At 69.0% G+C, this 16076-nt stretch carries 16 protein-coding genes; 11 read left to right on the top strand and 5 right to left on the bottom strand.

Annotated elements, in window-relative coordinates; all coding sequences use genetic code 11:
- Positions 1 to 36: 36 nt before the first annotated feature.
- The gene (gene glgX / locus ALSL_RS00560; RefSeq protein ID WP_126535661.1) at positions 37 to 2283 is read right to left on the bottom strand and encodes a glycogen debranching protein GlgX; all 2247 of its coding nucleotides are present in this window, start codon (positions 2281 to 2283) and stop codon (positions 37 to 39) included.
- Between the two features lie 307 nt (positions 2284 to 2590).
- Here glgX and ALSL_RS00555 point away from each other — a divergent pair, with 307 nt between their 5' ends.
- Together ALSL_RS00555 and ALSL_RS00550 are read left to right on the top strand one after the other, a co-directional pair.
- Entirely contained in the window at positions 2591 to 2968 is a 378-nt protein-coding gene (locus ALSL_RS00555; RefSeq protein WP_126535659.1) for a YybH family protein, read from the top strand.
- A 1-nt stretch (position 2969) separates the two neighbouring features.
- Positions 2970 to 3539 (top strand): helix-turn-helix domain-containing protein, encoded by a 570-nt coding sequence (locus tag ALSL_RS00550; protein WP_126535657.1) that lies wholly within the window; start codon positions 2970 to 2972, stop codon positions 3537 to 3539.
- A 7-nt stretch (positions 3540 to 3546) separates the two neighbouring features.
- On the opposite strand, the gene ALSL_RS00545 is transcribed toward ALSL_RS00550, so the two are convergent.
- Positions 3547 to 5856, bottom strand: coding sequence for a S9 family peptidase (locus tag ALSL_RS00545; RefSeq protein ID WP_126535655.1), 2310 nt, complete (start codon positions 5854 to 5856; stop codon positions 3547 to 3549).
- Between the two features lie 113 nt (positions 5857 to 5969).
- Here ALSL_RS00545 and queF point away from each other — a divergent pair, with 113 nt between their 5' ends.
- Positions 5970 to 6797, top strand: coding sequence for an NADPH-dependent 7-cyano-7-deazaguanine reductase QueF (gene queF / locus ALSL_RS00540; RefSeq protein ID WP_126535653.1), 828 nt, complete (start codon positions 5970 to 5972; stop codon positions 6795 to 6797).
- 53 nt (positions 6798 to 6850) lie between these two features.
- On the opposite strand, the gene ALSL_RS00535 is transcribed toward queF, so the two are convergent.
- Positions 6851 to 8044, bottom strand: a complete 1194-nt coding sequence (locus tag ALSL_RS00535; RefSeq protein WP_126535651.1) for a DesA family fatty acid desaturase — start codon at positions 8042 to 8044, stop codon at positions 6851 to 6853.
- Between the two features lie 227 nt (positions 8045 to 8271).
- Here ALSL_RS00535 and ALSL_RS00530 point away from each other — a divergent pair, with 227 nt between their 5' ends.
- The 8 genes from ALSL_RS00530 (at position 8272) to ALSL_RS00495 (ending at position 14603) form a co-directional block, all read left to right on the top strand.
- Positions 8272 to 8946: an ABC transporter ATP-binding protein gene (locus ALSL_RS00530; RefSeq protein ID WP_331457739.1), complete on the top strand. Its 675-nt coding sequence runs from the start codon at positions 8272 to 8274 to the stop codon at positions 8944 to 8946.
- Positions 8943 to 9698: an ABC transporter permease gene (locus ALSL_RS00525; RefSeq protein WP_126535647.1), complete on the top strand. Its 756-nt coding sequence runs from the start codon at positions 8943 to 8945 to the stop codon at positions 9696 to 9698. The genes ALSL_RS00530 and ALSL_RS00525 overlap by 4 nt, the downstream gene beginning before the upstream one ends.
- A complete protein-coding gene (locus ALSL_RS00520; RefSeq protein ID WP_425478996.1) occupies positions 9698 to 11044 on the top strand; it encodes a GldG family protein in 1347 nt (448 codons plus the stop codon). Before ALSL_RS00525 ends, ALSL_RS00520 begins: the two co-directional genes overlap by 1 nt.
- Complete coding sequence (locus tag ALSL_RS00515) at positions 11041 to 11538, top strand: hypothetical protein (protein ID WP_126535640.1); 498 nt, start codon at positions 11041 to 11043, stop codon at positions 11536 to 11538. The genes ALSL_RS00520 and ALSL_RS00515 overlap by 4 nt, the downstream gene beginning before the upstream one ends.
- A 76-nt stretch (positions 11539 to 11614) precedes the next feature.
- Positions 11615 to 13021 (top strand): NADP-dependent phosphogluconate dehydrogenase, encoded by a 1407-nt coding sequence (gndA, locus tag ALSL_RS00510; RefSeq protein ID WP_126535638.1) that lies wholly within the window; start codon positions 11615 to 11617, stop codon positions 13019 to 13021.
- Positions 13022 to 13104: 83 nt separating this feature from the next.
- Positions 13105 to 13932 (top strand): bifunctional DNA-formamidopyrimidine glycosylase/DNA-(apurinic or apyrimidinic site) lyase, encoded by an 828-nt coding sequence (mutM, locus tag ALSL_RS00505; RefSeq protein WP_126535636.1) that lies wholly within the window; start codon positions 13105 to 13107, stop codon positions 13930 to 13932.
- 56 nt (positions 13933 to 13988) lie between these two features.
- Positions 13989 to 14267, top strand: a complete 279-nt coding sequence (locus ALSL_RS00500) for a type II toxin-antitoxin system RelE/ParE family toxin (protein WP_231700312.1) — start codon at positions 13989 to 13991, stop codon at positions 14265 to 14267.
- A 36-nt stretch (positions 14268 to 14303) separates the two neighbouring features.
- Positions 14304 to 14603 carry a HigA family addiction module antitoxin gene (locus tag ALSL_RS00495; protein ID WP_126535634.1) on the top strand — a complete coding sequence of 100 codons (300 nt, stop codon included), beginning with the start codon at positions 14304 to 14306 and terminating at the stop codon, positions 14601 to 14603.
- 10 nt (positions 14604 to 14613) lie between these two features.
- On the opposite strand, the gene ALSL_RS00490 is transcribed toward ALSL_RS00495, so the two are convergent.
- Complete coding sequence (locus tag ALSL_RS00490) at positions 14614 to 15375, bottom strand: hypothetical protein (protein ID WP_126535632.1); 762 nt, start codon at positions 15373 to 15375, stop codon at positions 14614 to 14616.
- A gap of 2 nt (positions 15376 to 15377) precedes the next feature.
- Positions 15378 to 16031: a thymidine kinase gene (locus ALSL_RS00485; protein WP_126535630.1), complete on the bottom strand. Its 654-nt coding sequence runs from the start codon at positions 16029 to 16031 to the stop codon at positions 15378 to 15380.
- Positions 16032 to 16076 lie beyond the last annotated feature (45 nt).

The following is a 16076-nucleotide window of genomic DNA, read 5'->3' as shown; positions in this document are numbered from 1 at the left end:
CCTCGCGGCACCGGTGCCCCTGGGGTGCGGACGGCGCTACTGCGGCCCCGGCTGCAGGCTGGTGTTGCCCGAGCGCGGCGTCAGCGTGAATCCGGTCTTGCCCTGCGCCGAGCGCGCGGTCTGGTAGTCGGCCTGGCCGATCAACTCGAACAGCAGCAGCGAGCGTCCGGTGACGCCATAGGTCGCACCGAAGTCGAACTTCGCCTCATCGGCCGGACCCTGCCGGTTGGTGTCGATCAGGCAGCGCCAGCCGGCGCCGCCGGCCACTTCCGGCAACTGGAAGTTGACCAGATCGTGATGCGCGTTCTGCACCAACAGCAAGGTCGCATCCTGACCGCGCTGGCGGATGCCGCTGACCTGCGCGCGGCCATCCAGCAGCATGCCGAAGCACTTCATGTTGCCGTCGTTCCAGTGTTCGGGCTGCATCTCGTTGCCATCGGCGTTGATCCAGGTGACGTCCTTGATACCCAGTTCCTCGTTGTATTCGCCGGACAGGAAGCGGTTGCGCCGCAGGATGGGATAGCGATGCCGCAACTGGGTCAGCTGTTGCACGTAGCGGATCAACTCTTTGCCTTTATCCTTAATATCCCAATTGAGCCAGTTGATCTCATTGTCCTGGCAATAGGCATTGTTGTTGCCCTGTTGAGTACGGGCGAATTCATCGCCGGCGAGCAGCATGGGCATGCCCTGGGAAAGCAGCAAGGTACCAAGCAGATTGCGCATCTGACGCATGCGCAGCGCATTGATCTCCGGATCATCGGTCGGGCCTTCGGCACCGCAATTCCAGGAACGGTTATCCGAGGAGCCATCCTGGTTGTTCTCGCCGTTGGCCTCGTTGTGCTTGTCGTTGTAGGTGACCAGGTCGTTCAGGGTGAAGCCGTCGTGCGCCGTGATGAAATTGACCGAGGCCCAGGGCCGCCGGCCCTCGTAATTGAAGATGTCGCCGGAGGCGCACAGCCGCGGCGCCAGCGCCGCCGCCGATGCCTGCCCGCGCCAGTAGTCGCGCACGGTGTCGCGGAACTTGTCGTTCCATTCGCACCAGCCGGGCGGAAAGCCGCCGACCTGATAGCCGCCAGGGCCACAGTCCCAGGGTTCGGCGATCAGCTTGACCGCGCTCAGGATCGGATCCTGGCAGCAGGCCTTCAGAAAGCCGCTCTGGTTGTCGAAACCGTTGGGCTCGCGCGCGAGGATGGTGCCCAGATCGAAGCGGAAGCCATCGACGTGGGTCTGCTCGACCCAGTAGCGCAGCGAATCCATCACCATCTGCATGACCCGGCGATGGCTGACATTGAGCGTGTTGCCGGTGCCGGTGTCGTTGATGTAGTAGCGCGGCTGGTCCGGCAGCAGGCGGTAGTAGCTGGCGTTGTCGATGCCCTTGAACGACAGCGTCGGGCCCTTCTCGTTGCCCTCGGCGGTGTGGTTGTAGACCACGTCCAGGATCACCTCCAGGCCCGCCTCGTGGAAGCGCGCCACCATCTCCTTGAACTCGCGCAGGGTCTGCTCGGGCTCGTGGGCATAGCGCGTTTCCGGCGCGAAGAAGCCGATCGAGTTGTAGCCCCAGTAGTTGGTCAGGCCCTTCTCGAGGAGGTGGCTGTCGTTGATGAAGGTGTGCACCGGCAGCAGCTCGACCGAGGTCACGCCGAGCGACTTGATGTAGTCGATCACCTCCGGCGTGCCCAGGCCCACGTAAGTGCCGCGCAGCGCCTCGGGCACCGCCGGATGCAGCTTGGTATAGCCGCGCACGTGCATCTCGTAGACGATGGTCCGATCGTAGGGCACCAGCAGCTTGCCGCGCTGGCCGCTGCGCCAGTCGCGGCCTGGCCTGCCTGCCCAGTCGAAGTTGGGATCGACCACCACGCACTTGGGCATGTAGGGCGCGCTGTCGCGCTCATCGAAGGTCAGATCATCGCCCGTCTCCATCTGGTAACCGAACACGGCCGGATGCCATGTCAATTCACCGGTATGGCCGAGTGCATAGGGGTCGAGCAGCAGCTTGTTCGGGTTGAAGCGATGGCCGGCCTTAGGCTCGTAGGGCCCGTACACGCGGTAACCATAGACCGTGCCGGGGCCGAGGTCAGGCAGATAGCCGTGCCAGATCTGATCGGTGTATTCGGGCAGCTCGATGCGCTCGATCTCCTGCTTGCCCTTGGGATCGAACAGGCACAGCTCGACCTTGCTGGCGTGCGCCGAGAACAGGGCGAAATTGGTGCCCTTGCCGTCCCAGGTGGCGCCCAGGGGAAAAGGCAGGCCCTCGCGCAGGCGTGCCCGGTGGTTCGCGGCCATGAATGCTCCTTGGTGATGAGTCTGTCTGGCAGATGCGCCGCACACGCCGTCCGCCCGCGAGGACCGGCCAGACGCCACGGCTTTCCCGGGCGAGATACCAGCAGGGCGGCAATGATGCCGCGGTGAAGCCGGCGGCCACTGGCATCGAGCAGCCGCCGCGGCATTGACCGGGATACTTTTCATCTAGACTCGAACCGCCCTTCCACCTCGCACCCCAAGGGGACGTCCCGCGATGAAACTACTCGTCCGTTTCTGCCTGGCCGCGGCCATACTGGTGGTCGCCCTCGACCTGCATGCATGAGATCCGATGAATGCCACCCGGCAAGCCATCGCCAAGGCCATGGATGACAGCGCGGCAGCCTGGACCGCCGGCGACCTCGACGGCTTCATGCGCCTGTACGAGGATGCCCCGACCACGCGCTACATCAATGCGCACGGCATGGTGACCGGCTACGCGGCGATCCGTGCGGCCTACGCGCCGCGCTTTTCCGCCGCTACCGGCAAGCCGATGGGCAAGCTGCGGCTGGAGCTCATCGACGTGCAGCAGCTCGGCCCGCAGCACGCCTTCGTCATCGGCCGCTACCACCTCGCGCAGCCCGACGGCAGCGAGGCCACGGGCATCACCACGCTGCTGTTCCATGCACACGACGGCCAATGGCACATCGTGGTCGACCACACGTCCTGACATGCCGCGCGCGCCCGGCAAAGCGTCCACGCTCGGCATCGGCGGCGCGATTCGCGCCCGTCGGCGCGGGCTCGGTCTGACCCTGCGCCAACTGGCCGACGCCTCGGCGCTGTCGGTTCCCTTCCTGTCACAGGTCGAGCGCAATCAGGCCTCGCCCTCGCTGCTCTCGCTGGAGGCGATCGCGCGTGCGCTGGGCGTGGGTATCGACTATTTCGTCAGCGTGCCGGCGCCGCATGAAATCGTGCGCCGCGCCGACGAACACGATCGTATCGAACTGGACTCGCCGGTCACCTACGAGCGCCTGAGCGGCCGGCACGCCGAACGCAAGCTCGAGGCGCTGCGCCTGATCGTGCCGCCGGGCCTGGTGGCACCGGTGATCCACCGCGAGGGCGAGGGCTTCTGGTACATCCTGAGTGGCGAGCTGGAAATGCAGCTTGGCGACCGCACCTTCGTGCTGCGCGCCGGCGACAGCGTGCATTTCGACCAGCGCCACCCCTACGGCATGCGCAACGCCGGCAGGCGCGAGGTGCGCATGATCTGGGTCGGCACGCCCTCGATCTTCCGCGACTGACGCCGGATCAATCCTCCGGCGTCTTGATCTCGAAACCGGCCGGCGGAGTGTCGCCGGCGAGATGGCGCACGAAATAGTCCCAGCGCCGGCGGGTGACGTAGGGGTTGGCCTTGGCATAGCCATGGCGCGCGTTCGGGATCATCAGCAGATCGAAATCCTTGTTGGCCTTGATCAGCGCGTCGACGACCAGCAGCGTCTCGTAGGGCGGCACGTTGTCGTCCAGCGTGCCGTGTACCAGCATCAGGTGGCCCTTCAAGTTGGCCGCGTGGTTCTGGTTGGCCTGGTCGTCGTAGTTGCTCTTGCCGTCCTTGTCGGTGACCAGCAGACCCTGCCACTTCTCGGCCCAGTCGTCCTCGTAGTTGCGGTTGTCGTGGTTGCCGCTCTCGGCCCAGCCGACCTTGAAGAAATCCGGATAGCGCAGCAGCGCGCCGGCGGTGGCGTTGCCGCCGCCGGAGTGGCCCCAGATACCCACGCGGTCGAGGTCGATCCAGGCGTGGCGCCTGCCCAGTTCCCTGATGCCGGCCACCTGGTCGGGCAGCGTGTTGTCGCCGATGTTGCCGTAATAGGCGTCGTGGAAAGCCTTGGAGCGCCACGGCGTGCCCATGCCGTCGATGGCGACGACGATGAAGCCGAGCTCGGCCAGCGCCTGGTGATCCACGCGCGCGGCGGCGAAGCTGCGCGGCCCCACCGAGCCGGTCTGCGGTCCGGGATAGATGTAGTCGACGAGCGGATACTTCTTCGCCGGATCGAAGTGCGTGGGCTTGAACAGCAGGCCGTAGAGATCGGTCTTGCCGTCGCGCGCCTTCACCGTGAATGGCTCGGGCGCCTTCCAGCCGGTGGCGAGCAGGCGGCCGATGTCGGCCTTGGCGACTTCGGCCACGGTGACGCCGTCGCCGGCGCGGCGCAGCAGCGTGACCGGCGGCGTGGTCGGCGTCGAATACGCATCGACGAAGAACGCGCCGTCGGGCGACAGGCCGATGGTGTGGTCGGCGTTTTCCGGCGTCAGCAGCTGCGGCGCGCCGCCGTCCAGGCTCACCTTCCAGAACTGCTGGTAGTACGGATTCACGCCGGGCGTGCGGCCGACGCCGCGGAACCACACGGTGCGCGACTTCGCGTCCACGCGCAGCACCTGGGTGACGTTGCCCTCGCCGCTGGTGATGGCGTGCTTGAGCCTGCCGGTGTCGAGGTCGTAGAGATAGAGCTGGCCCCAGTTCGTGCGTTCGGAAAACCAGATCGCCTCGCGGCTTTCTGGCAGGTAGAACCAGTTGACCTGATCGTTGCCGCTCTCGTAGTAGGTCGGCACGACTTCCTCGAACACGGTGCGCACCGCGCCGCTGGATACATCGGCGATGCGGAACCACTCGTGCTTGTGATCGCGCGAGGTGGAGACGAAGGCCAGCGTCTTGCCGTCCGCCGCCCACTTCACGTCGTCCCAGCCGCCGTCGGGGCCGCAGCTTATGTCGTCGCACAGGCTGGAGCGGTGCTGGTCGGGCGGCATGGCCAGCCGCGTCACCTTCCGCGCGGGCACGTCGATGACGACGCGCTCGATCAGGGTCACGTCCTTGTCGCCCACGAGCGGATACTTCCACTGTTCCAACTTGGGATGGCCGACGTTGGTGCTGACCAGGTACATGTCGCCGGTCCTGCGCTGGTCCTGGCGGAAGGTGGCGATCTTCGTCGAATCCGGCGACCACACCAGGATGGCCTTGTCGGTGTGCTTCCAGCCGGCGTTGTCGGTGGCGTAGCCGTAGTTTTCCGCGCCGTCGGTAGTGAGCTGCGTTTCCTTGCCGCTGGCGACGTCGCGCAGCCACAGGTTCCAGTCGCGGATGAAGGCTTCGCTTTTCCTGTCCGGCGAGAGCACGCCCGGCTCCTTGCCCGCGGCTTTTTCCGCGCACGCAGGCACGGCACTCGAAAGATCGCAGCGGTAGTGCTTGCCGCCGCGCGTGATCTCGAGCCGACCCTCGACGGCCACGCTGAAATCCTGCACGCCGAGCTTCTCCGCCTTGACCGGCTTACCGGTGACTCCGGTCAGCGCCGCGGCCATCCGGGCCTGGTCGAATGCCGGCGCGGGCGCGCCGCCATCGACGCCACGGACGAGGTAATGGTCGCCGCCGGCGTCATGATCGACGTACCAGAAGCGGCGCGCATCGAGCCAGTTCACTTTCTGCACCGCATGGTCGATGAGCGGCGTCGCGTTGAACGGCAGAAAACGCGCGGCGCGGGCGTAGTCCTCGGCGCCGAGGACATGCCCCTGTGCAAACACACCGCCCGCGACCGTCAACGCCCACGCGCCGAACCCCATGGCCTTCATCGTCATCACTTCGATCCCCTCGCCGCTGCCAACGCAGGCAATGATGCTGCGGGATGCTAGCGGTTGTGCGGCATCGGCGCCCCTGCCGGGAGTCCCGGGTCGGGCGATAGAATGCAACGATGTCCCTGCTCGACCATTCCCCGCTCGGCAAGCCCAGCGTCTATGCCGACCGCTACGATCCTTCGCGGCTGTTCCCCATCCCCCGCGCCGCCAAGCGCGCCGAGCTCGGCCTCGGCGAGGCGCTGCCATTCCACGGCGTGGATGTATGGAACGCCTATGAACTGTCCTGGCTCGACGCGCGCGGCAAGCCGTGCGTGGCGATCGCCGAGCTGCGCGTGCCGGCTGCATCGCCCTGCATCATCGAATCCAAATCGCTGAAGCTCTACCTGAACGGCTTCGCGCAGGAGCGCATCGCGGATGCCGACGCGCTCGCCGCCACGCTGGTGCGGGATCTGTCCGCCGCCGCCGGTGCAGCGGTCGCGGTGACCCTGCATGCGCCGCGCGTCGCCGCGCTGCCGCTCGCCGAGCTGGCCGGCAGCTCGATCGACGATCAGCGGCTGGACATCGACGACTATGGTCCGCCCAACCCGGGCTATCTGCGCCTCGTCGCCGGCGCGGCCGAGGTGGAGGAAACGCTGGTGTCGGACCTCTTGCGCTCCAATTGCCCGGTGACCGGCCAGCCAGACTGGGGCAGCGTGCGGATCCGCTACCGCGGCGCGCCGATCGACCGGGCCGGATTGCTGCGCTACCTCGTCTCCTTCCGCACTTTCGACGAATTCCACGAGCAGTGTGTCGAACGCATCTTCGTCGACGTGATGGCGCGCTGCGCCCCGCGCGCCCTCGAGGTCTATGCGCGCTATACCCGTCGCGGCGGATTGGACATCAATCCCTTCCGCAGCACCGACCCGCACGCATCGCCGGACAACCTGCGCACGCCGCGGCAATGAAAAAGCCCGCCGGATCGGCGGGCTTTTTCGTCATCCCCGGTTGGGGCGTGGGCTCAGGAGCCTGCCAACGCATAGCCCTTGAGCCGCGCGGCGAAATCCTGCAGGGCGCGGATGCCGCTTTGCTCGGCCTCGACGATCCACTGCTGCAGGCCCTTCAGCGTCTGCTCGGCGCCGCGTTGTTCCATCAAGGCCGCCAGGCGGTTGCGGAACTCGCACACCGTGCGCAGCGTGGGCCGGTGCGCCAAGAGCGCCTGCAGGCGTTCGTGCCCCTCGCCGTCCAGCCAGCGGCCGCCGTCGGCCAGCGCCCGGCGCAGGCGTCGCGGCATGGCCTTGAGGTTCTCGCCGGCATGCGCAGCCTCTTCGCGCAGGGTCGGCACGATCACGCCGCGGTAGTAATCGGTCATCGCCTGGAAGCGGTGGGCGAGCAAGGCCTTCAGCGTCTCGGCATCGGGCAGGTGCACGTTGGGACGCACGTCGAGCGTCGGCGCCACGCGCAGCACCTTGGCCAGACCCACCGCACGCAGCGTGCAGATCACCGCCCAGCCGATGTCGAACTCCCACTTGCGCAGCGCGAACTTGGCCGAACTCGGGAAGGCGTGATGGTTGTTGTGCAGTTCCTCGCCGCCGATCCAGAGGCCCCAGGGCACCAGATTGGTGGAGGTGTCGGCGCTCTCGAAATTGCGGTAGCCCCAGTAATGGCCGAGGCCATTGACGAAACCGGCCGCCCAGAACGGAATCCAGGCCATCTGCACCGCCCAGATCGCGATGCCGGCGACGCCGAACAACGCGACATTGATGAGCAACATCAGCGAGATGCCCCAGTAGGGATGACGGCTGTAGAGCGCGCGCTCGATCCAGTCATCCGGCGTGCCGCGGCCGTATTTCTCCAGATCATCCTTGTTGAGGGTGGCGGCGCGGTAGAGCGAGACACCGTCCCAGAACACCTTCTTGATGCCGTAGACCTGCGGGCTGTGCGGATCCTCCGGCGTCTCCACCTTGGCGTGGTGCTTGCGGTGCACCGCCACCCATTCCTTGGTGACCATGCCGGTGCTGAGCCAGCCCCAGAAACGGAAGAAGTGCGCGACCACCGGGTGCAGGTCGACGCCGCGATGGGTCTGGCTGCGGTGCAGGTACAGGGTCACCGTGAAGATGGTGAGCTGGGTGACCACCAGCGTGTACAGCAGCAGCATGGGCCAGCGGGCCTGGCTCAAACCGCCGGCGACGAAATTCAGGAAGGTATCGAACATCTCGGGACTCGGGGTGACTTTAAGGATCGAAGCGGCCATCGGCGGCAGTCTAGTGGAGGCTACGCCATACCTGCCAGCATGGTGGCCAGTCAAGATGCCGCAGGTGCCGGGCACGCACCGCTTGCCTTGCCTTGATATGGCGACGCCCGGACAATCGCGCAATGGCCTCCTCCGCCCCCCTGTTAAGGCTCGAAGGCGCAAGCCGCCGGCGCGCGGGACGGTGCGCGGTGGCCGCGCTCGACCTCACGCTCGAGCGCGGCGAAGTGCTCGGCCTGCTCGGGGTGAACGGCGCCGGCAAGTCGACCACGCTGGCGCTGATCGCCGGCGCGCTGCGTCCGGACGCGGGCCGCGTGCTGCTCGACGGACGCGATCTCGCCGAGCACCCGCAGGCCACCCGGCGCCTGCTCGGCTGGCTGCCCGAACGCGTGCCGCTGTGGCCGGAGCTCACCGTCGACGAACATCTCACCGCACATGCGCGGCTGCGCGGCCTGCGCGGCAGGGCGCTGACGCACGCCTGCGCCGACATGCTGGCGCGGCTGGCACTGGGCCCGCTCGCGCGCCGTCTGGCCGGCGTGCTCTCGCAGGGCCAGCGCCAGCGGCTCGGCCTGGCCTGCGCGCTGGTGCACCGGCCGGCGCTGGTGCTGCTGGACGAACCGGCCAACGCGCTCGATCCCGTGCAACAGGTCGCGCTGCGCCGCCTGGTGCGCGAGGAGGCCGCGCGCGGCGCGGGGGTGATCCTGTCCACGCATCTGCTGAGCGAAGTCACCGCCACCTGTGACCGCGTGGCGATCCTGCACGAGGGGACGCTGCGCCACGATGCGCCGCTCGCCGCCGGCGACGAGGCCGCGCTGGAGCGGCATTTCTTCGCCATCGCCGTGGCCGGCGAGGCGCGCGCCGCATGAGCCTTTCGGCCGTGTTGCGACTGGAACTGCGCCGGCTGCTGGTGCAGCCGCTGCCGTGGGTGCTGGCCGCGCTGACCCTGGCCTGGCTCGCCTGGCGGTTCATCCTGATGCTGGGGCAGTTTCTCACCATGCAGGTGCGGCTGGCGGCCTGGGCCGATGGGCCTGGCTTCACCGACCTGGTCGCGGTGCCGCTGCTGGCCGAGCTCGCCCTGCTCGCCTGCGCGGTGGTGCCGCTGCTGTGCATGTCGATGCTGGCCGGCGAGCGCCGCGCCGGCCGGCTTGCGCTGTATGCCGGCATGGGCCTCTCGGCGCGTGCGCTGGTGCTGGGCAAGTATCTGGCCGCGCTGGCCTGGCTGCTGCCGTGGCTGCTGCTGGTCCTGGCGATGCCTCTCTCGCTGGCCGGCGCGACCGCGCCGGACTGGGGCAAGCTGGCGGCGGCCGCGCTCGGGCTGGCGTTGCTGCTGTCCACCCTGGCCGCACTCGCGATCGCCTGCTCGGCGCACGTCGGCCATCCCGCGCTGGCGGCGGTGCTCGCCCTGGTCATCACCCTCGCGCTGTGGACGCTCAACCTCGGCGCGCGCTGGGCCGGGCTCGAGGGCGGCGCGCTCGATGCGCTGGCCATGAGCACCCACCTGCAGCCGCTGCTGCGCGGCGTGGTGTCGAGTGCCGACGTGGCCTGGTTCGTGCTGGTCGGCGCGCTGGCGCTGGCGCTGGCGGTGCGGCGGGTGGACGCCGAGAAGGCACGCGGCTGATGCGCATCCGGCGACGGCTGGACGGCTGGCTGACCGCGCTGGCGTTGTGCGCGGCGGCGCTCGCGCTCGGCTTCCTGAGCCAGCGCCACGCCTGGGTAAGCGACTGGACCCGTGGCCAGCGTGCCAGCCTGGCGCCGGAAAGCCGCGCGGTGCTGGCCCATCTTGCCGGGCCGGTCACGGTGACCTGCTATGCGAGTCCCGGCGAACTGCGCCAGACGGTGACCGCCTTCCTCGAGCGCTACCGCCGCCTGAAGCCCGATCTCACGCTGCGCTTCGTCGACCCGCAACAGGATCCGGCGGCGATGCGCGCACTCGGGGTGAGCGTGGACGGCACCCTGATCCTCACCTACCACGGCCGCTCGCAACGGCTGGACGAGCTCTCCGAGCGCAGCTTCAGCAATGCGCTGGAACGGCTGGCGCGCGGCGGCGAGCGGCTGGTTGCCTTTGTCACCGGCGACGGCGAGCGCCGCGCCGACGGCCGCGCCAATGCCGACCTCGGCACCTTCGTCGCCCAGCTCGAACCGCGCGGACTGCGCGCGTTGCCGCTCAATTTCACCGAGGCGACCGCGGTGCCCGCGCACACCGACCTGGTGGTGCTGGCCAGTCCACAGACGACGCTGCCGGACGGCGCCGTGCGGGCGCTGGTCGACTACCTGCAGCGCGGCGGCAATCTGCTGTGGCTGACCGAGCCGGGCGGCGATGCCGGGCTCGCTCCGCTCGCCGCCGCGCTGGGCATCCGTGTGCTGCCCGGCGTGCTGGTCGACGGCGGCGGCGCCGCGCTGGGCCTGAAGGATCCGCGCCTGATCGCGCTGGGCAGCTATCCGGCGCACCCGATCACCCGCGGCTTCCTGCTCACCACCCTGTTTCCCGAGGTCGCCGCGCTGGCGCGCACGGACGCCTCGGCATGGGCGGCGGTGCCGTTCCTGCGGTCGGGCACACGCAGCTGGACCGAGTTGGAGCCGATCCGCGAGGACGCCGAGTCGACCATCCGCTACGACCCCGCCGCGGGGGAGCTCCAGGGCCCGCTCGACTTCGGCTTCGCGCTGTCGCGGCTGTCGCCGAGCCCGGACAAGGACGTGCAGCGCGCGGTGGTGATCGGCGACGGCGATTTCCTTTCCAACGCCTATCTCGGCAACGGCGGCAACCGCGCGCTCGGCGAGCGCATCGTGGACTGGCTGCTCGGCGACGACGTGCTGGTGAACCTGCCGCCGCGTGGCGCCCCGGACCGCGCGCTCGACCTGTCCCAGCGCGCGCTCGGCCTGCTCGGCTGGGGCTTCCTGGTCGGACTGCCGCTGCTGCTGCTCGCCGTCGGCGGCCTGATCTACGGGCGGCGCCGGCGCCGGTGAACCGCACGCTGCGCCGACGGCTCGGCCTGTTCGCCGCGACCGGCGTGCTGGTCGCGCTGGCGATCTGGCAATGGCAGCACGACCGCGCGCGCCGGCCGGCGCAGCTGCTCGATCTCGAGCCGACCGCGGTACGGCGCATCGACATCCGTTTCGCCGGCGGTACGGCGCACCACTGCGAGCGTCGCCGCGATCGCTGGTCGTGCACCGGCGATTCCACGGCGCCGCCCGATGAGGGATGGCTGGACGATCTGGCCGCGCTCGCCGCCACGCCGGTGACGGACTGGCGCCCGGCCAGCGCCTTCGACCCGCGCAAGCTCGGCCTGGCGCCGCCCGCCATCGTCGTGCGCCTGGACGATCACCGGCTCGAATACGGTGACGAGGCCGCCACCGGGCCGTTCCGTTTCGTGCGCGTGGACGGTGCGCGCATCGCCCTGGTGCCGCTCGCGGCGACACCGCGGCCGGCGCGACAGGCGGCGCGCGTCGCGGGGCCGTGAGCAAACCGCCGCCCGCCTTGCGACACGTGCCGACCCACCCCATATCGGGCCGCATTCGGCCAACCGGAGGCACGTCATGAGCCGTTGCGACGTCGGTGTGATCGGCATGGCGGTGATGGGACGCAACCTTGCGCTCAACATCGCCCGGCATGGTTTCAAGGTGGCGGTGTTCAACCGCACCCGCGCGGTCACCGAAGAAGTGGCGGCCGCGCATCCGGGCGAGCTCGAACCGTTCCTCGAGCTTGCCGATTTCGTCGCCGCGCTGGAGCGGCCACGGCGCATCGTGCTGATGGTCAAGGCGGGCGCGCCGGTCGATGCGATGCTCGACGCGCTGCTGCCCCTGCTCGCGCCGGGCGACGTGGTCGTCGACGGCGGCAACAGCCATTTCCAGGACACCATCCGGCGCGAGCGGCGCCTGCGCGAAGCCGGCGCGCATTTCATCGGCACCGGCATCTCCGGCGGCGAGGAGGGCGCGCTGCACGGCCCCTCGATCATGCCCGGCGGTCCGGCCGAGGCCTATGCCCTGGTGGCGCCGGTCTTCGAGGCGATCGCCGCGCGTGCGCCGGACGGCACGCCGTGCGTGGCCCACCTGGGACCGGACGGCGCCGGCCATTACGTCAAGATGGTGCACAACGGCATCGAATACGGCGACATGCAGCTGATCGCCGAAAGCTATGCCCTGCTCAAGGGCGTACTCGGCGCCGGCAACGCGGAACTGGCCGACATCTATGCCGAATGGAACCGCGGCGAGCTCGACAGCTATCTCATCGGCATCACCGCCGCCATCTTCCGCAAGCGCGACGAGCGCACCGGCCAGCCGCTGATCGACCTCGTGCTCGACCGCGCCGCGCAGAAAGGCACCGGCAAATGGACCAGCCAGAGCGCGCTGGACCTCGGCGTCCCGTTGTCACTGATCACCGAAGCAGTGTTCGCGCGCCTGCTCTCCGCGCTCAAGGACGAGCGCGTGGCCGCCAGCAAGCTGCTCACCGGGCCGCAGACGGCGCGCTTCCAGGGCGACCGCGCCGCTTTCGTGGAGAAGGTCCGCCGCGCCCTCTACCTCGGCAAGCTGGTCTCCTACGCGCAGGGTTTCGCGCAGCTGCGCGCCGCCGCGACCGCATACCACTGGCCGCTCGACCACGGCACCATCGCCGCGATCTGGCGCGGCGGCTGCATCATCCGCGCGCGCTTCCTGGAGGCGATCACCGCCGCCTTCCGCGCCCAGCCGGAACTGCCCAACCTGCTGCTCGCAGAGGACTTCCGCAAGGTCGCCTGCGCCTACCAGGACGCCCTGCGCGAAGTGGTCGGCACCGCGCTCGCCCACGGCATCGCGGTGCCGTGCCTGTCGATGGCGGCCGCCTACTACGACGGCTACCGCAGCGCGTGGCTGCCGGCCAACCTGATCCAGGCCCAGCGCGACTGCTTCGGCGCCCATACCTTCGAGCGCATCGACCAGCCCGGCAGCTTCCATGTCGCCTGGGAATGAGCCTGCGCAGGGCAGGGCCGCTCTGCCTCGCGGAGCGGCCCTGAGCCGCGTCTCGCCACCGCACGGCCTTTCCATCCACTCCCATGCCGGAACTGCCTGAAGTCGAAACCACGCGCCGCGGCCTCGCGCCCCACCTTCTCGGCCGGCGCATCGTCACGGTGACCTTGCGCCGGAGCGACCTGCGCTGGCCGATCCCCCGTGAAGTGTCCGAGCGGCTGCCCGGACAGCGCATCGAGGCGGTGGAACGGCGCGCGAAATACCTGCTGCTGCACACCGCCGCCGGCAGCGCGCTGCTGCATCTGGGCATGAGCGGCCTGCTGCGCGTGCTGCCGCCGGACACGCCGCCCGGCCCGCACGATCACATCGACATCGCGCTCGAAGCCGGTGCCGATGCCGCCGCGCGCGTGCTGCGCTTCACCGATCCGCGCCGCTTCGGCTGCCTGCTGTGGCAACCACCCGGCGAGACGCACGAGCTGCTCGCCGGGCTCGGCCCCGAGCCGCTCACCGACGCCTTCGACGGCGATCGGCTGTGGCGGCTTTCGCGCGGCCGCCGCGCCGCGGTGAAGACTTTCCTGATGGACAACGCGATCGTGGTCGGCGTCGGCAACATCTACGCCAGCGAGGCGCTGTTCGCCGCCGGCATCGATCCGCGCCGCGCGGCCGGCGGCGTGTCGCGCGCGCGCCATGCGCGGCTGGCCGCCGAGGTCAAGCGCATCCTCGCGTGGGCGATCGAACGCGGCGGCACCACGCTGCGCGATTTTCTCAGCCCCGACGGCGCGCCGGGTTATTTCTTCCGCGAACTGTTCGTCTACGGCCGCGAGGGCGAGCCGTGTCGCGTGTGCGGCACGCCGATCCGCGCGGTCACCTTGGGCCAGCGCTCGACGTTCTGGTGTCCGCGCTGCCAGCGTTGAAAGCCACGGCAATGATGACGCTTGTCGTTAATAACGACAAACGTTATGATACGAGCGTGATCCGGACCTTTCGCAGCGCCGACACGGAAGCCCTGTTCAACGGCAGGCGCGTCCGCCGCTGGGCCAGCATCGAAACCGTTGCCATGCGCAAACTCGCCATGCTCAACCGTGCCGGCCGCCTGGACGATCTGCGCATACCGCCCGCCAACCGCCTGGAAGCCTTGAAGGGCGACCTGGCTGGCCACTACAGCATCCGCATCAATGACCAGTTCCGCGTGTGTTTCCGCTGGCACCGAGGCGATGCCTATGACGTGGAAATCGTCGATTACCACTAACCACGGCCCCATCCACGACAAGCATCGAGAGAGATCATGCGTACCGTTCCCTATCCGCACCCGGGTGAGATCCTGCGCGAGGAATTCCTCGTGCCGATGGGCATCAGCCAGTATCGCTTGGCCAAGGCCATCGACATTCCCGCCACGCGCGTCGGCGAGATCATCGCCGGCCGGCGCGGCATCACCGCCGACACTGGCCTACGGTTGGCACGCTTTTTCGGTACCAGCGAGGATTTCTGGATCGGGCTGCAGGCCGATTACGACCTCGCCCTGACCAAGGACCGTATCGCCCAGACGCTTGACGCCATCAAGCCCTGGCGTCGGCACGCCGTCTGAGGCTTTGGATTCACGGCCAGCGCAGCGCAACGTAGGCGTGGCCGAATTCGGCCTCGTCGATGCCGCGCTGCACGGCGAGCGCGGTGGCGAGACCCTCGACCTCCAGGCGCTGGCCATCGACGAAATCCGCGCCCAGCATCATGAGTTCGACGAGCTGCTCGCACAGCGCGCCGGCGCGGTCGAGCGCGGTGTCCGGCACGTGACGCAGGTCGAGATCGGGGCGGCCGAACTTGCGCATGCCGCGCGTGTTGATGCGCGAGCGGCCGGCGGCGTCCTCTTCCTCGCGCCGCAGGATCAGGACATGGTTGCGTGGCGGTGCGCCGCCGGGCACGAGGTAGCGCCGACGCCAGTCCTCGGCGGCGAACAGCGAGAGGATCTGCGGATCGAGCACCGCGCCGCCGCCGACGTCGAGCAGGCCGGCGATGACGCCCAGGGTGTCGCGCAGATAGTCGAGCGAATCGGGATCGGCGAGCTCGCCGCGGATCACCAGCACCTCCGGCGCCCGGCGCGCGGCCTCGTAGACCTCGGGCGATTCCTCGCGCAGCACCTCGCCGAGCGCGCCGGCCAGCGGATAGCCTTCCCAGTCGCGCAGCACGGCGTTCTGGAAGCGTTTGAGCTCGACGCCTTCGGGCAGTCCGCGGCTGTCGTAGCGTCCGGCCGGGATGGCGAGATCGCGCGCGAAGCCGCCGAACACGTAGAACTGCAGCAGGACGTTTTCGCCCGGCTGCCGCCAGTAGGGTCGCGGCCAGCGCGGCGCGGTGGAATCGTTCATCGTCAATCCTCGTCGTCGGCCACCGGCGGCGCCTCGCCGAGCGGCAGCACGTTCTGCTTGAGCTCGAGCCGACCGTGGCCCTGGGTGATGTGCTTGAACTCGGCGCGGCTGACCGAGACATAGCGGTCGTTGCCGCCGATTTCCACCTGCGGGCCCTCGGTGACCGCGCGACCGTGCTCGTCCACGCGCACCACCATGGTCGCCTTGCGGCCGCTGTGGCAGATGGTCTTGATCTCGGTGAGCTCGTCGGCCCAGGCGAGCAGGTGGCGGCTGCCCTCGAACAGCTCGCCGCGAAAATCGGTGCGCAGGCCGTAGGCGAGCACCGGGATGTGCCGACGGTCGACCACGTCGGTGAGCTGCCACACCTGTGCGCGGGTGAGGAACTGCGCCTCGTCCACCAGCACGCAGTGCAGCGGCCCGCGCGCGGCGATGTCGGCCTCGACCAGCGCGTACACATCGGCGTCCGCGGCGAAGCGGCGCGCGTCGGCTTGGAGCCCGATGCGCGAGGCGACCTTGCCCTCGCCGTAGCGGTCGTCCAGCGCCGGGGTCAGGATCAGCGTGCGCATGCCGCGCTCGTGATAGTTATAGGCGCTCTGCAGCAGCGTGGTGGTCTTGCCGGCGTTCATCGCCGAGTAATAGAAATAAAGCTTGGCCATCGAAAGCGGCTTGGCGAACCTTGAAAAAGCGCGCCGCTACGGACG

Origin of the sequence: Aerosticca soli (assembly GCF_003967035.1) — a bacterium.
Taxonomy (GTDB): domain Bacteria; phylum Pseudomonadota; class Gammaproteobacteria; order Xanthomonadales; family Rhodanobacteraceae; genus Aerosticca; species Aerosticca soli.
This window is presented reverse-complemented; position numbering and strand designations above follow the sequence as displayed.

Bases quoted from the DNA above. Each gene is read 5' to 3' on its own strand.
- glgX (WP_126535661.1), bottom strand. From the start codon at position 2,283: ATGGCCGCGAACCACCGGGCACGCCTGCGCGAGGGCCTGCCTTTTCCC.
- ALSL_RS00555 (WP_126535659.1), top strand. From the start codon at position 2,591: ATGAATGCCACCCGGCAAGCCATCGCCAAGGCCATGGATGACAGCGCG.
- ALSL_RS00550 (WP_126535657.1), top strand. From the start codon at position 2,970: ATGCCGCGCGCGCCCGGCAAAGCGTCCACGCTCGGCATCGGCGGCGCG.
- ALSL_RS00545 (WP_126535655.1), bottom strand. From the start codon at position 5,856: ATGACGATGAAGGCCATGGGGTTCGGCGCGTGGGCGTTGACGGTCGCG.
- queF (WP_126535653.1), top strand. From the start codon at position 5,970: ATGTCCCTGCTCGACCATTCCCCGCTCGGCAAGCCCAGCGTCTATGCC.
- ALSL_RS00535 (WP_126535651.1), bottom strand. From the start codon at position 8,044: ATGTTCGATACCTTCCTGAATTTCGTCGCCGGCGGTTTGAGCCAGGCC.
- ALSL_RS00525 (WP_126535647.1), top strand. From the start codon at position 8,943: ATGAGCCTTTCGGCCGTGTTGCGACTGGAACTGCGCCGGCTGCTGGTG.
- ALSL_RS00520 (WP_425478996.1), top strand. From the start codon at position 9,698: ATGCGCATCCGGCGACGGCTGGACGGCTGGCTGACCGCGCTGGCGTTG.
- gndA (WP_126535638.1), top strand. From the start codon at position 11,615: ATGAGCCGTTGCGACGTCGGTGTGATCGGCATGGCGGTGATGGGACGC.
- mutM (WP_126535636.1), top strand. From the start codon at position 13,105: ATGCCGGAACTGCCTGAAGTCGAAACCACGCGCCGCGGCCTCGCGCCC.
- ALSL_RS00495 (WP_126535634.1), top strand. From the start codon at position 14,304: ATGCGTACCGTTCCCTATCCGCACCCGGGTGAGATCCTGCGCGAGGAA.
- ALSL_RS00490 (WP_126535632.1), bottom strand. From the start codon at position 15,375: ATGAACGATTCCACCGCGCCGCGCTGGCCGCGACCCTACTGGCGGCAG.
- ALSL_RS00485 (WP_126535630.1), bottom strand. From the start codon at position 16,031: ATGGCCAAGCTTTATTTCTATTACTCGGCGATGAACGCCGGCAAGACC.